At 76.0% G+C, this 12,924-nt stretch carries 17 protein-coding genes; 4 read left to right on the top strand and 13 right to left on the bottom strand.

The window, feature by feature from the left end:
• Positions 1 to 31 precede the first annotated feature (31 nt).
• The 7 genes from H1D33_RS09200 to H1D33_RS09170 form a co-directional block, all read right to left on the bottom strand.
• Entirely contained in the window at positions 32 to 1,015 is a 984-nt protein-coding gene (locus H1D33_RS09200; RefSeq protein ID WP_181568469.1) for a DUF881 domain-containing protein, read from the bottom strand.
• A 10-nt stretch (positions 1,016 to 1,025) separates the two neighbouring features.
• Positions 1,026 to 1,358 (bottom strand): small basic family protein, encoded by a 333-nt coding sequence (locus H1D33_RS09195; RefSeq protein ID WP_007071104.1) that lies wholly within the window; start codon positions 1,356 to 1,358, stop codon positions 1,026 to 1,028.
• Complete coding sequence (locus tag H1D33_RS09190) at positions 1,355 to 2,302, bottom strand: DUF881 domain-containing protein (RefSeq protein WP_181568470.1); 948 nt, start codon at positions 2,300 to 2,302, stop codon at positions 1,355 to 1,357. The genes H1D33_RS09195 and H1D33_RS09190 overlap by 4 nt, the downstream gene beginning before the upstream one ends.
• Positions 2,299 to 2,934 carry a cardiolipin synthase ClsA gene (gene clsA, locus H1D33_RS09185; RefSeq protein WP_181568471.1) on the bottom strand — a complete coding sequence of 212 codons (636 nt, stop codon included), beginning with the start codon at positions 2,932 to 2,934 and terminating at the stop codon, positions 2,299 to 2,301. The genes H1D33_RS09190 and clsA overlap by 4 nt, the downstream gene beginning before the upstream one ends.
• Before the next feature lie 308 nt (positions 2,935 to 3,242).
• Entirely contained in the window at positions 3,243 to 3,713 is a 471-nt protein-coding gene (locus H1D33_RS09180) for a MarR family transcriptional regulator (protein WP_181568472.1), read from the bottom strand.
• 48 nt (positions 3,714 to 3,761) lie between these two features.
• Complete coding sequence (locus tag H1D33_RS09175) at positions 3,762 to 4,949, bottom strand: PP2C family protein-serine/threonine phosphatase (RefSeq protein ID WP_181568473.1); 1,188 nt, start codon at positions 4,947 to 4,949, stop codon at positions 3,762 to 3,764.
• An 80-nt stretch (positions 4,950 to 5,029) separates the two neighbouring features.
• Positions 5,030 to 5,776 carry an SAM-dependent methyltransferase gene (locus H1D33_RS09170; RefSeq protein WP_181568474.1) on the bottom strand — a complete coding sequence of 249 codons (747 nt, stop codon included), beginning with the start codon at positions 5,774 to 5,776 and terminating at the stop codon, positions 5,030 to 5,032.
• 128 nt (positions 5,777 to 5,904) lie between these two features.
• Between H1D33_RS09170 and H1D33_RS09165 the strand changes: the two genes are divergently transcribed.
• The 3 genes from H1D33_RS09165 to H1D33_RS09155 all read left to right on the top strand — a co-directional run bounded on the left by H1D33_RS09165 (position 5,905) and on the right by H1D33_RS09155 (position 7,521).
• A complete protein-coding gene (locus H1D33_RS09165) occupies positions 5,905 to 6,786 on the top strand; it encodes a universal stress protein (RefSeq protein WP_181568475.1) in 882 nt (293 codons plus the stop codon).
• Between the two features lie 64 nt (positions 6,787 to 6,850).
• Positions 6,851 to 7,060 (top strand): phosphatidylethanolamine-binding protein, encoded by a 210-nt coding sequence (locus H1D33_RS09160; RefSeq protein WP_107157833.1) that lies wholly within the window; start codon positions 6,851 to 6,853, stop codon positions 7,058 to 7,060.
• Positions 7,057 to 7,521 carry a hypothetical protein gene (locus tag H1D33_RS09155; protein ID WP_181568476.1) on the top strand — a complete coding sequence of 155 codons (465 nt, stop codon included), beginning with the start codon at positions 7,057 to 7,059 and terminating at the stop codon, positions 7,519 to 7,521. The genes H1D33_RS09160 and H1D33_RS09155 overlap by 4 nt, the downstream gene beginning before the upstream one ends.
• A gap of 5 nt (positions 7,522 to 7,526) precedes the next feature.
• Here H1D33_RS09155 and H1D33_RS09150 read toward each other — a convergent pair whose 3' ends face one another.
• Positions 7,527 to 7,733 carry a hypothetical protein gene (locus H1D33_RS09150; protein ID WP_181568477.1) on the bottom strand — a complete coding sequence of 69 codons (207 nt, stop codon included), beginning with the start codon at positions 7,731 to 7,733 and terminating at the stop codon, positions 7,527 to 7,529.
• A 126-nt stretch (positions 7,734 to 7,859) separates the two neighbouring features.
• On the opposite strand from H1D33_RS09150, the gene H1D33_RS09145 reads away from it, so the two are divergent.
• Positions 7,860 to 8,513, top strand: a complete 654-nt coding sequence (locus H1D33_RS09145) for a hypothetical protein (RefSeq protein WP_181568478.1) — start codon at positions 7,860 to 7,862, stop codon at positions 8,511 to 8,513.
• A gap of 10 nt (positions 8,514 to 8,523) precedes the next feature.
• On the opposite strand, the gene H1D33_RS09140 is transcribed toward H1D33_RS09145, so the two are convergent.
• The 5 genes from H1D33_RS09140 to selA all read right to left on the bottom strand — a co-directional run bounded on the left by H1D33_RS09140 (position 8,524) and on the right by selA (position 12,910).
• On the bottom strand, positions 8,524 to 8,709 hold the full coding sequence (locus tag H1D33_RS09140; RefSeq protein ID WP_181572963.1) for a hypothetical protein: 186 nt from the start codon (positions 8,707 to 8,709) through the stop codon (positions 8,524 to 8,526).
• A 66-nt stretch (positions 8,710 to 8,775) separates the two neighbouring features.
• Positions 8,776 to 8,973: a hypothetical protein gene (locus H1D33_RS09135; RefSeq protein ID WP_091574389.1), complete on the bottom strand. Its 198-nt coding sequence runs from the start codon at positions 8,971 to 8,973 to the stop codon at positions 8,776 to 8,778.
• Between the two features lie 45 nt (positions 8,974 to 9,018).
• On the bottom strand, positions 9,019 to 9,819 hold the full coding sequence (locus H1D33_RS09130) for a hypothetical protein (protein WP_181568479.1): 801 nt from the start codon (positions 9,817 to 9,819) through the stop codon (positions 9,019 to 9,021).
• Positions 9,820 to 9,849: 30 nt separating this feature from the next.
• Positions 9,850 to 11,613 carry a selenocysteine-specific translation elongation factor gene (selB, locus tag H1D33_RS09125; RefSeq protein WP_181568480.1) on the bottom strand — a complete coding sequence of 588 codons (1,764 nt, stop codon included), beginning with the start codon at positions 11,611 to 11,613 and terminating at the stop codon, positions 9,850 to 9,852.
• A 4-nt stretch (positions 11,614 to 11,617) separates the two neighbouring features.
• On the bottom strand, positions 11,618 to 12,910 hold the full coding sequence (gene selA, locus H1D33_RS09120) for an L-seryl-tRNA(Sec) selenium transferase (protein WP_181568481.1): 1,293 nt from the start codon (positions 12,908 to 12,910) through the stop codon (positions 11,618 to 11,620).
• Positions 12,911 to 12,924 lie beyond the last annotated feature (14 nt).

Raw genomic sequence — 12,924 nt, 5'->3', positions numbered from 1 at the left:
CACCGGGAGAAACCGGCGCGGCCGCGACCGGTCAGGAGACCGGCCGGGCGTGGTCCAGCCTGATCGGCGCGTGCAGCTGCGAAACCTCCACAACCTCACGATCCTCGGACGTCACGTTACCGCCGTTGTCCCGCACCGATGAGACCACCCCGCCCGGAATGTTCAAGGCCGTACGCATCGTCGCCGGATCACCGATCACCAGGATCGTGTACGGACCACTCAACCGGCGCCCGTCCACCACCAGACCACCACCGGACCCGTCCACGAAATACGTCGACGCGATGATCCGCACCGCGGCGCCGTCCACACCCTGGATCTGCATCGCCTCCGCGCCCGCGCCCCGCAACTCCTGCACCGCGTCCAGGATCCGCGTCGACGACATCGCCTTGTCCGACCCCGAGAACCGCACCTCCAGGCCCGGCCCCACCGCCGGCAGCGTCCCCGCCAGGATGCCCAGCTCGTCCGCCCGACGCGTCGCCTCCTGCAACGCCGCCTGCCGACCCTGCTCACCCGAACGCAACTGCCGCTGGCTCTCCTCCAACGCCTCGATGTCCTGCCGCAGCCGCCGCTCCCGCGAATCCAGATCCGACGAGATCCGCACCAGGTCCTCCTCCCGCGTCGCCGCGAGAGTCGGATCCGTCGACGTCGTCTTCAACTGCACCACCAGCGTGAACCCCAACAACGCCAGCAGCACGCCGATCATCGCCCCCGCCGACGTGAACCGCCGCGCCACCGGCACCCGCTCACGCTCCGGCCGCGCGGGCTCCGCCACCGCCCCCGGCTCCTCCGCCGGCGCCGGCACGTCCTCCCGCTCCACCGGCTCGGCCGGCTCCCCGGGCGCGACCGGCGCGACCGGCTCGGCCGGCTCCGCGGGCTCGACCGGAGCCAACGGGCTCAACTCGTCCGGATCCGGCGCGTCCGGACGCGGATCCGGCTCACCCGCCGGACCCGACGGCCGCCCCGGCACCGCCGGCGGCGGCCACCCCGTGCCCGTATCCCGCTGCTCCTCGCTCATCGCCACCAACCTACGCCCGGAACAGGTGCCGGCGGATCGCCGCCACGTTCCCGAAGATGCGCACACCGAGCACGACCACCACACCGGTGGACAACTGACCACCCACGCCCAACTGGTCACCCAGATAGACGATCAGACCCGCCACCAGCACGTTCGAGATGAACGACACCACGAACTGCTTGTCGTCGAAGATCCGGTCCAGCTTCGCCCGCACCCCACCGAACACCGCGTCCAACGCGGCCACCACCGCGATCGGCAGATACGGCTGCAACGCCGCCGGCACCGTGGGATCCAGATACACCCCCAGCACCACACCGGCGAGCAACGCCAGCACCGCGATCATCGGCCACCTCCGGAGCGACTGGGTGAAACCCCCGAACCGGACGGCTCGGGACTGGACGAACCCCCGACGGGCGAACCCGACGGACTCGGACTCGCCGGAGGCTCGGCGTAGCGTAGCCGTGGCTCAGGAGCGGCCGGGAGGGTGAGGTCGTCGACCTCCTTCACCCCGAACGACAACCCCGTCGTCCGCGCCACCTCCCGCATCAACGCCGCCGCCCGGCCGTCGTCGAACTTGTCCCGCATCGAACCCGGCCCGATCGCCTGCACCTCGTACGGGCTCGTCACCGGCCGGTAGTCCACCAGGATCGCCTCACCGGCCTGCCGGATCGTCGACGTCGCCGTCAACCGCTGCCCGTTGATCGACACAGCCTCCGCGCCCGCCGCCCACAGGCCGTTCGCCACCTTCTGCAGATCCGAGTAGAGCACCTGCGACGGCCCCGCCTCGGCACCCGTCACCGCGTCCTTGTCCCGCGGCGCGTCGGCCAACCGCACCACCACACCGTCCCCGCGCACCCGACCCAGGCCCGTACCCGCCTCCAGGCTGCGCAACTGCGACGCCTGCGAGCCGCTCAACGCCGCGTCACGCTGCCGGCCGACCTCCTCGCGCAACTGCTCCGCCCGCGCGGTCAGCCGATCCGTCTCCGTCTCCCGCTGCTTGATCTCGGCGATCAACCCGGCGCGCGCCGTCGCCCGGCTCGGCTCCTCGGCCATCGTCTCCCGGTAGGCCACCGCGAACAGGAACCCGATCAACGCCAGCACCACCAGGCTCACCGGCCGGCCCAGCACCTGCCGCAACCACGACACCGGACCCACCGCGCGCCGCGCCGCCGCATCCGCGTAACCCGGGTCCAACGGGTTGCGGAACAACTCGGTGAGGAAGTCCGGCGCGTACACCCGCGCCGACGGGTCACGCTCCCCCTCGCGCGGCGGCCGCGTCGTGGTCATGCCGTCGCCCCCGCCCGCCGCGCCCGCATCTCCCGCACCAGCCGGCGGGCCTGCACCACGTACATCCAGCCGGCGACCCAGTAGAGCACCAGGCCCCACCAGGCCAGCCCCCACCCGATCGCCCCGGCCGCGGTGGCCACGCCCGGCGCGGCGTCCGCCAGCAGCAGGATCGGGAACGCCGCCAGCAGCAGGAACGTCGCGGTCTTGCCCACGTAGTGCACCGGCGGCGGGCCGTAGCCGTGACGCCGCAGCACGCCGAGCGAGCCGAGCAGCAGCAGCTCGCGGGCCAGCAGCGCGGCGGTGAACTGCCAGGGCACCACCTCACGGGCGGTGAAGGCGAGCAGGGTGGCCAGGATGTAGAGCCGGTCGGCCAGCGGGTCGAGCAGCTCGCCCAGCCGGCTCACCTGCTGCATCCGGCGCGCGATCCAGCCGTCCACCCAGTCGCTGGTGCCGCCGACGGCCAGCACCACGACGGCGACCACGTCGGCCCGGACCACGAGGAAGAGCCAGAGGAAGAGCGGCACGCCCAGCAGCCGCACGAAGCTGATCAGGTTGGGCAGGGTGAGGACGCGATCGGCCGCGATCGTCGACGGATCCCCCGAGTGCTCCGCCGGAGCCGGCCCACGCGACACCCTCAACCCCCCTCCGCAGCACGGTCCGGCAGCCGTACGAGCGGCCGCCTGAGGAACGTGCGCGTTGCCGGCCGGTCAGATGCCGGCGCCCTTCTGCGATCCCGGGCTGGGACCTCCCCGATGCGGCCCGGGATCCACACGATCACGGGCCGGCCAGTTGCGCTGCCACTATATCGGGCTTCCCCGTCCGTCCCGGGCGCCGTGCTGCGCCGCTGCTCAGTGTCGTGACGGTGGCGACCGTCACAACCGCTAAGGCGTCCTAGGACACTAGCTGAATGCCCGGAGCCGGATCGGCCGACCGGGACCGGTCAGGCGGACCGGGCGGTCGAGTCGGAGCCGGTCTGCGGGGCCGTCATGGTGGCCGCCTGCCCGAACGCGAGCAGCGCCAGCAGCAGCTCGTGCTGCACCCGGTTGGGCATCCGGTCGAGCACCGCCTGCACCGCCCGGTGCCGTCGCTCCTGCAGCTCACGCAGGAGCGACTCGGCCGCGTTCGTGGGCAGCAGGCGCACCTCGCGGCGGTCCCGCGGGTCGGCCACCCGGCGCAACAGGCCCACCGCCTCCAGCCGGTCGCAGAGCCGGCTGGCCGACGACGGCACCACGTCCAGCAGCTCGGCCAGCCGGTTCACGTTGGTGTCCGGGTGGGACATGATCAGCGACAGCACCCGCAACTGGGTGGGCGAGACGCTGACGGTGTGCCGCGAGGTCGCCGAGTCGAGCACACCGATGAGCGCCTCGGCAGCCGCCTCGACGGCCGCGGCAAGATTCGGAGGTCGCTCCACCCGCTGTCCCCTGCGATCGTCTCGCTCGTGTTCGCTCCGCCGCTGCGGTCACTGCCCGACGACGTCGTCCGACCGGCTGGAACCGCGCCAGTCCAGGCAGACGACGACCGCGTCGTCGCGGAGATCCGCGTCGGCGTGGTACGCGTGCAGTTCGCGCATCACCGTACCAACTGCCTCGGTCGCCGGCTGCAACCGAGTAGACCGCATCGCCCGGGCCATCGCCCGATTCCCGTACGGCTCCTGCTCGTCCGGCTCCGCCGCGTACACCCCGTCACTGACCACGAACAGCCGGTCCCCCGGCTCCAGGCCGAACTCCTGCACCGCGTAGCGCGTCTCGGCGAACATGCCCAGCGGCAGTTGCTGCTCCAGCGTGACCGGCGTGACCCGGCCGCCGCGCAGCCGCAGCACGTGCGGCGAGCCGGCGTCCACCGCCCGCACCACGCCCTGCCGGTCGTCCAGCTCCAGCAGCAACGTGGCCACGTGCCGCTCCCCCCGGTGCTGGTAGAAGATCGTGTCGGAGGCCAGCTCGGCCTGCTCGACCAGGCTGCCGCCGGATCGGCGGGCGTTGCGCATGGCGTTCACGGTGACCGCGGTCAGCAACGAGGCGGACAGCCCGTTGCCGGTGCCGTTGAGCACCGTGACGGTGAGCCGCTCGCCGTCGACCGACCAGTCGAAGTGGTCCCCGCCCACCGTGTAGGCCGGTTCGAGCTGCCCGGCCAGCAGCACGTCGCCGTGCCGGACGCTGCGCCCGGGCAGCAGGTCCCACTGCATCTCCGCGGCCATGCTGAGCCGTTCCCGGCGGCGCGCCCGGCGGTAACGGTCGGTCTCCCGGTCGGCCGCCCGCATCGCCACCGCCAGGTCGCCGGCGGCGTCCTCGGCGGAAGCGACCGTGACCGCATCCGGCGCGTCCGGCAGTTCGACCATCAGCACGCCGAGCCGCTCCCCCCACACCGACAGCGGCAGGTAGGTCCGGCAGCGGCCGTCGTCCACGGTGTCCAGCACCGGTTGCTGGCTGCTGAAACAGCGCTGGGCCACGCCGTGGGCGCGGAGCGGGCCGCCGTCGGGCCGGTCCGGGTCCAGCACCGGCCAGAGGCCGCTGAACCGGTAGTCGGCGACGAACACCTCCGCCCGCACCGCGCCGAGCGTCTGCCGGAGCACCGCCTCCGCGGCCTCCGCCAGTTGGTCGGGTGGCGCCGTGCGCAGGGCACGCGACACCGGTCCGGACGCCTCCGGCATGTGCTCATCCTCCGATGACGACTATTGCTACAGGGCAAACATCATACGGAGGACCACCGACACCGGACGGGGGGTGGCCGTCAGCCGGGCGGACGCCGGGCCAACGCGCCGTGGAACGCGTCCGGGACCGGCTCCGGCTCGCCGACCGGCCGCCACCGGGCCACCGGCACCACGCCCTCGGCCGTCGGTCGCCAGCGGCCGAGCAACGGCGCGAACCGCTCGGGCGCGCGCATCCGGAACGCCGGGCCCATCATGGCCAACGCCTCCGGATGCCCGGCCAGCTCCTCGCTGTCGAAGTCGATCGCGAGCCAACTGCCCGGCGCCGCCGTCTCGTACAGCTCGTCGAGCGTGCGGGCGAGCGTGTCGTCGTCCAGGAACGCGGCCAGCCCGAGGAAGACCACCCCGACCGGACGTCGCCCCCACCCCGGCACGAAGCGGTGCAGCAGGGCCGGATCGAGCGTACCGATGTCGGTGGCGTCGCCCCGGCCGTAGCCGGCGCGGTCGCTGCCGGCCAGCAGGCACCGGCCGAGCCGGACCGTCTCCGGGTCCACGTCGGTGTAGAGGACCGTCGCCTCCGGGGCCACCTCGTGCACGTTGCCGCAGGTCGGCACGCCGGCGCCGAACACCAGGAACTCGTCGACGCCCTCGGCGGCGATCGCCCGCACCGCCCGGCCGAGGAAGTCCCGCAACGAGCGGAAGATCGCCGCACACGGCCCGTACGCCGACTCGAACGCCGCCGCCGCGGCCACGTCCACCGGACGGTGGTGCGCGCCGCCGAGCCAGTGGTCGATCATGCGGGCGGTGCTCGGCGCGTCCGGTGCGGCCATCGACGAGGCTCCCTCCCCTGGGCGCTGACCGCCAGCGTACCGACCAGCCGGGTCGGGCGGTATCAGCCCGGCGCGGTCCGGCCGGCCGCGATACTGGCGCCAGGGCGGCCGGCGACGGGAGGTACGGGGTGAACTCGGCGAACGGCGCGGCCGTGGTGGTGGGCGTGGACGGCTCGGAGCCGGCGGGCCGGGCGGTGCGCCTGGCGGCCCGGGAGGCGGTACGCCGCAACCGCCCGCTGCGGGTGGTGCACGCCTTCATCTGGCCCCTGCTGCGGGTGCCGGTGTCCGCGCCCCCGCAGGCGCCACCCGGGGCCGGCCTGCGCCACCAGGCCGAGCAGGTGGTCGGCGACGCGGTGGCGGCGGCCGAGGCGGAGTGCCCCGGGCTGCGGATCACCGGCGAGATCATCGACGGGGAGGCGGCCGCCGTGCTGCTCGGCGAGTCTCCCGGCGCGGCGCTGGTGGTGCTCGGCGACCGGGGCCTCGGCGGCTTCGCCGCGCTGGTGGTCGGCTCCGTGGCGATCCAGGTCGCCTCGCACGCCGACTGCCCGGTGCTGATCGCCCGCGGCGCGGCCCGCGACGCCGGCCCGGTGGTGGTCGGCGTGGACGGCTCGCCGCTTTCACGCGACGCGATCGAGTTCGCCGCCGGCACCGCGTCGTCGCGCGGCGCCCGGCTGCACGCCGTGCACGCCTGGACCCACCCGGGCTCGCGGGGCCCCGGCGACATGCAACCCCTGGTGTACGACGAGGGGCAGGTGCGCGATGAGGAGGACCGGATGCTGGCCGGGTCGCTGGCCGGCGTCGAGGAGCGCTGGCCGGACGTGCCGGTCACCCGCGAGGTGGTGCACGCCCGGCCGGTGGCGGCGCTCACCGCGGCCTCGCGCGACGCCCAACTGCTCGTGGTCGGCCGGCAGGGCCGCGGCGAGCTGACCGGGCTGCTGCTCGGCTCGGTGAGCCAGGCGCTGCTGCACCGCGCCGACTGCCCGGTCGCGGTGGTGCGCGCCCCCGGCTGAACGGTTGTCCGCGCCCCCGGCGGGTAGACGGTGCCGACAGCCACAGCGACCGGAGGAGGCAGCGATGCCAGGACCACGGCCGGGCAGCAACGCGTACGACAAGCAGCGGGCGCGCCTGCGCGACCGCGTCGAGCAGTCCGGGCGGGCCGCCGACCAGGAGGCGAACCGGGTGGCCAACCGGATCCTGCAGGACGACCGGGGCCAGCGGGGCGTCGTGCGGGGCGAACGGACCTACGGGCCCAAGGGTGAACGCGAACCGGGCGACCCGAAGTGAGGGCGGCACCCCTGGTCGACGGCGCCATCGCGGGCGCCGTCGGCAGTGCCGTGCTCAACGTGGTCAGCTATCTGGACATGGCGGCGCGGGCGCGTCCGGCCAGCACCACGCCGGAGACGACCGCCGGGCGCCTGGCCGACGTGGCGCACGTCGACCTGGGCCCGGTCGAGGAGGCGGCGAACCGCCGGGCCGGCCTCGGTCCGGTGCTCGGCTACCTCACCGGCATCGGCGCCGGGGCGGCGTTCGGTCTGCTCGCCGCCCGCCGGCGGATGCCGCTGCCGGTGGCCGTGACGCTGCTCGGCGGCGGGGTGATGGCCACCTCGGACAGCTCGATGACGCTGCTGGGCGTCACCGACCCGCGCACCTGGCGCCGGATCGACTGGCTCTCCGACCTGGTGCCGCACCTGGCGTACGGGCTGGCGGCCGCAGCCACCTGGCGGAGGCTGCGGCCGTCGTCGTGACCCGGTCAGCGGTCGCTGGCGTCCTCGGACACCGGCTCGCCGGCCGGGCCGTACGGCGACACCTGGCCCTTCGGCACCGGCCGCCCCGCGTCGGCGTTCGACGTGCCCCCGCCGCGCGACCGGTCGCCGCCCCGGGCGGCGGCCTTCCGGCTGTCCTGGCTGGTCGCGCCGAGGTCGTTGCGACGCAGTTCCTCCTGCTGCGGCTTGACCACAGGTCTCTCCTTCCGGTGGGAGCGCACGGCGCTGGACCGCGCACCCGGCCCGGGTACCCGTCGCCGCCCGGCGCATTCCGGCCCGGCGACGGGTCTGGGCCGGCCGTGCGTGGGTAACCGGGTGCAATGCCGGACGATCGGAACGTGGCGCGGGCCCTGCTGGACCGACAGTCCCGCACGTACGCGGAGGAGGCCGGGATCACGCTCGCGGACCGGCCCGGGCCGCTCTACCAGTTGCTGGTGCTGACCACGCTGCTGAGCACCCGGATCCGGGCGAGCGTGGCGGTGGCCGCGGCGCGAGAGTTGTTCGCCGCCGGGTGGCGCACCCCGCAGGCGATGGAGGCGGCGAGCTGGCAGGAACGGGTGGACGCGCTGGGCCGGGGTCACTACCGGCGCTACGACGAGCGGACCGCCACCATGCTCGGCACCGGCGCCCGGCTCTGCCTGGACCGGTGGCACGGCGACCTGCGGCGGCTGCACCGGGAGGCGGGCGCGGACCGCGCGGTGCTGCGCCGGCGGCTCACCGAGTTCCCCGGCATCGGCCCGACCGGCGCGGACATCTTCCTGCGGGAGGCGCAGGCGGTCTGGCCGGACGTGCGCCCGTACGCGGACCGGCGGACGCTGGCCGGGGCCCGGCGCCTGGGCCTGCCGGCGAACCCGGGCAGCCTGGTGGGGCTGGTCGGGGAGGCCGACTTCGGGCGGTTGGCGTCGGCGCTGGTGCGGGTGGCGCTCGGTGAGGAGTCGGCCGGCGAGGTGAGCCGCACCGCCGCGGCCGGTTGAGCCGGGTCGGCTACTTGGCCGGGCCGGGCCGGGTCAGGTGCCAGGCCAGCAGCGAGGCGAGCAGCGCGAGCAGCACCACGCCGCCGGAGATGCCGCCGCCCTCGCCGCCGCTCTCGCGGTGTCCGGTGGCGCCGAAGTAGATCACCGCCAGCCCGGCGAGCACGGTGACGAACGTCCGCAGTCCTCGGTCCTTCACGCCCCGCACGGTACGGTCGAGGCCGGCCCGCCCGGCCCGTTTCGGGGCACTTGTCCCCCATCCGGGTCAGTCCGTCTCCAGGTCGTCCAGGGAGATGGCGTGCGTCATCAGCCAGCGGGCCAGCGCCGCCATCCCGAACAGCCACAGCGGCGCCGACTCGGTGGTGCCGTTCGTGGCGAAGATGGCGAACCGCAGGTCCGGAGCCCGGTACGCCTCGATCCGCCACCTGTGGTTCTTGTCCCGCCAGACCGCGGAAGGGTCCATGGCGTCACGGTAGGTGACCGGGCCGGGCCGTCGTCGCCGGTTGGCTCACCAGTGCGGCACGACGCGGTCGCCGAGCAGCGCGCCGGGCACCGCCAGCAGCAGCGACACCGCGATGCCGCCGACCAGCCAGACACCGAATCCGGTCCAGCCGGAGCGACGGGCCCCACCGGCCGGCACGTCGGCGCGCCACCGCTCCCGCCAGGCCCACGCGAGCACCCCGAGCCCGAGCGGCAGCAGCCCGATCCAGAACCAGAACCAGCGGGTGCCGACCACCGGCGGCGAGCCGGCGACCAGCATGAGCAGCCAGCCGACGCCGAGCACCAGGGCGATCGTCGCGGCGGCGTCGGCGAGCGCGTCCGCCCGGGTGTCCCCGAGATGGGTGGTCGCGTCCCGGGCGCGTGGATCGGCCAGCGGGTCGGCCCGCCGGTCCGGCGCCACCCCGCCGTCCGGCTCCTCCGACGCGCCGGTCGCCTCCGGTGACGGGGAGACCACGTCCGGGTCCGGGTCGGCGCCGTCCCCGGCTTCCACACCTCCGCCGGACGTCGGCGGGGACACGTACGCGTACCGGAACTGGCCGTCGGGTCGGGCCCAGACCACGGTCGAGCCGCCCGACGCGTACCGGGGCTCCGGGCGGCGACCCCACGGCCCGGTGTCGTCCCAGCCGTCGGCGCGGGTCAGCGTGAGCACCCGGCCGGCCGCGAGGTCGCGCTGCAGGCCGGTCTCGTCGGCCTCGCGCGGCGCGGTCCACCAGGCCAGCGCCGCCCACACCAGCCAGCAGGCCAGCAACGCCACCGGCAGCGCCCGCCGGCGCAGCCACGCCCGGTCGACCCGACGCACGTCGATCATGCCGACACTCTGGCACCCGGTCGCAACCGCTCAGCCGGGCGGTCGGACCACCTCGCGGGCGTCGTCGGGCAGCCGCCGGGTGACGCCGCGCCGGTCCAGCAGCTCCAGCAGCGGCACCGCCACCCGGCGGGTGGTGCCCAGCGCCTGCCGGGCGGCGCTGAGCGTGAACGGCTGCGGCAGGCCGGCGAGGACCCGCACCGCGTCGTCCGGCGCGCCGGGCAGCAGCACCACGTTCTCCGCCAGCCGCAGCAGCGCGCCGGCGCGTACCGCGGCGCCGATCTCCTTCGGGCCCAGGCCGAGACCGGCGAGGTGGTGCGTCTCGGGGGCCTGGAACGGCCGGTCGCCGTACTCGGACCGGACCCGCTCCACCGCCCGGGCCACCGGGTCGGGCAGCGTCGGGGCGGAGGCGGCGGTGACCAGGCCGTCGCGCAGCCGCAGCGGCGGGCGCAGCAGCGCGGTCACCAGGGCCCGGTCGGGCAGGCCGAGGCGGTGCCGCAGCGCGTCCACCGGCACGCCGGCGGCGAGCGGATGCGCGGCGGCGTGCCGGGTGACCTCCTCGGTGAGCCGGCGGCCCAGCTCCCGCCAGTGCTCCGGGTCGGCCAGCCAGTCCCCGGCCACCGGCGTGGCGGTCGGCGGCACCCCCATCCGGGTGAGCTGCCCGGCCCGCACCAGCCGCCGCCGGCGCAGCTCCCCGGCCGGGTCGGGCCGCCCGTCCATGCCGGCCAGCACGTCGGCGCGGGCGGCCGCCGCGCCGCGGCGGCGCAACGGCGGCGGGTCGACGTCGAGCACGGTCACCCCGCCGGCCACGTGCCGCCGGCCGGGGTCGCGCAGCAGCGCCCGGTCGCCGATCAGCAGCGGCAGCGGGCGGGCCAGGCGCAGCCGGACGGTGTCCACCCCGAGCGGCCGGACCCGGGCCGGCACCGCCGCGGAGCCGACGTGCAGCATGAGGGTGGCCGGCAGGTCGGCGGCCGGGTCCCCGGTCAGGCGCACGTCGAGCAGGTCGGTGCGGCCGAACCGGCCGGGGCGCAGCAGCGCGTCGCCGCGGCCGACCCGGTCCCGGGGCAGGCCGCGCAGGTTCACCGCCACCCGGGCCACCGCGTCGACCTCGGCGCGTGCCTCGCCCAGCGCGTGCAGGCCGCGTACCCGCACCGGCTCCCCGGTGTCGGCCAGCTCGAGGGCGTCGCCGACACGCAGCCGGCCGCCGCCGAGGGTGCCGGTGACCACGGTCCCGCTGCCGCGCACGGTGAACGCCCGGTCCACCCAGAGCCGCACCGGGGCGTCGAGGGCCGGATCCGGCAGCCGGGCGACCAGGCGGTCCAGGGCGGCCCGCAGCTCGGGCAGGCCGGCGCCGGTGACGGCGGAGACCGCCACCGCCTCCACCTCGCCGAGCGACGTCGCGGCGATCTCCCGCCGGGCCCGGGCCATCGCCGGCGTCGGGTCGGCCAGGTCCGCGCGGGTCACCGCCAGCAACCCGTACGACACCCCGAGCGCGTCCAGCGCGGCCAGGTGCTCGGCGGACTGCGGCATCCAGCCCTCGTCCGCGCCGACGACGATCAGCGCGGCCGGGACCGGGCCGACGCCGGCGAGCATGTTCGGCACGAACCGCTCGTGCCCGGGCACGTCGACGAACGCCAGGGTGCCGCCGGAGGGCAGCGTGGTCCAGGCGAAACCCAGGTCGATGGTCATACCCCGGCGGCGTTCCTCCGCCCACCGGTCGGGTTCCATCCCGGTCAGCGCCCGGACCAGGGTGGACTTGCCGTGGTCGACGTGCCCGGCGGTGGCCACGACCCACACCGGCTCAGCCCGCCACGCGCAGGATCGCCGCGCGCACGCGGTCGTCGGCGGTCTCCGGCACGGCGCGCAGGTCCAGCAGGAGCCGGCCGTGCAGCACCCGGCCGAGGATCGCCGGGTCGCCGGTGCGCAGCGGCACGGCCCAGCGCTCGGGCAGGCTCAGCGCCCACGAGTCCAGCTCCACCCCGGGCGCGCCGCCGCCGCCGACGACCGCCGCCGCCGGCACCACCTCGGCCTTGCAGCCGTCGGCGCCGAGCCTGTCGCGCAGCCGTTCGGTGCGGGCGCGCAGCCGGGCCGGGTCGGCGTGCAGCGCGTCCCCGGTCGGGGTGGCCGGCGTGTGCAGGGTGGCGGCGAGCGCGGCGAGGGTGAGCTTGTCCACCCGCAGCGCCCGCGCGAGGGGATGCCGGCGCAGCCGTTCGACCAGGTCGGCGTCGCCGAGCAGCAGGCCGGCCTGCGGCCCGCCGAGCAGCTTGTCGCCGCTGGCGGTGACCAGGTGCGCGCCGGCGCGCAGCGTGCTCGCCGCGTCCGGTTCGTCGGGCAGCAGCGGGTCCGGCGCGAGCAGCCCGGACCCGATGTCGGCGACCACCGGCACGCCGAGCGTGGCCAGCTCGCCGACCGGCACGGCCGAGGTGAAGCCGGTGACCACGAAGTTCGACGGGTGCACCTTCAGCAGGAAGCCGGTGTCCGGGCCGATCGCGGCGGCGTAGTCGGCCCGGGTGGTGCGGTTGGTGGTGCCCACCTCGCGCAGCCGCGCGCCGGTGCTGGCCAGCAGGTCGGGCAGGCGGAAACCGTCGCCGATCTCGACCAGCTCGCCCCGGCTGATCACGATCTCCCGGCCGGCGGCGAGTGCGGTGGCGGCCAGCACCAGCGCGGCGGCGCCGTTGTTGACCACGTGCACGGCGGCGGCGTCGGGCACCGCCGCGGCGAGCGCGTCGAGCGCCTCCCGGCCGCGCCGGGCCCGCCGGCCGGTGGCCAGGTCGAGTTCCACGTCGGTGTGTCCGGCGGCGGCGACCAGCGCGTCCACCGCGGCCGGCGCGAGCGGGGCCCGGCCGAGGTTGGTGTGCAGCACGACGCCGGTGGCGTTGAGCACCGGCCGGGGCGTGCGGCCGGCCAGCGCGGCGAGCGCGGCGTCGCGTACCCCCTCGGGGGTGATCTCGCCGTCGCGGGCGCGGTGCTGGGCGGCGACGATCGCGGCCTTGACCCGGTCGCGGCCGAGCGTGCCGGCGGCGGCCGCCAGCGCCGGGTCGGCGAGCAGCACGTCGGTGCGCGGCACCCGCCGGCGCGGGTCGACCTCACGCATCGGCGCTCCCCCGG

Origin of the sequence: Micromonospora ferruginea (genome assembly GCF_013694245.2) — a bacterium.
Classification (GTDB): Bacteria; Actinomycetota; Actinomycetes; order Mycobacteriales; family Micromonosporaceae; genus Micromonospora; species Micromonospora robiginosa.
This window is presented reverse-complemented; position numbering and strand designations above follow the sequence as displayed.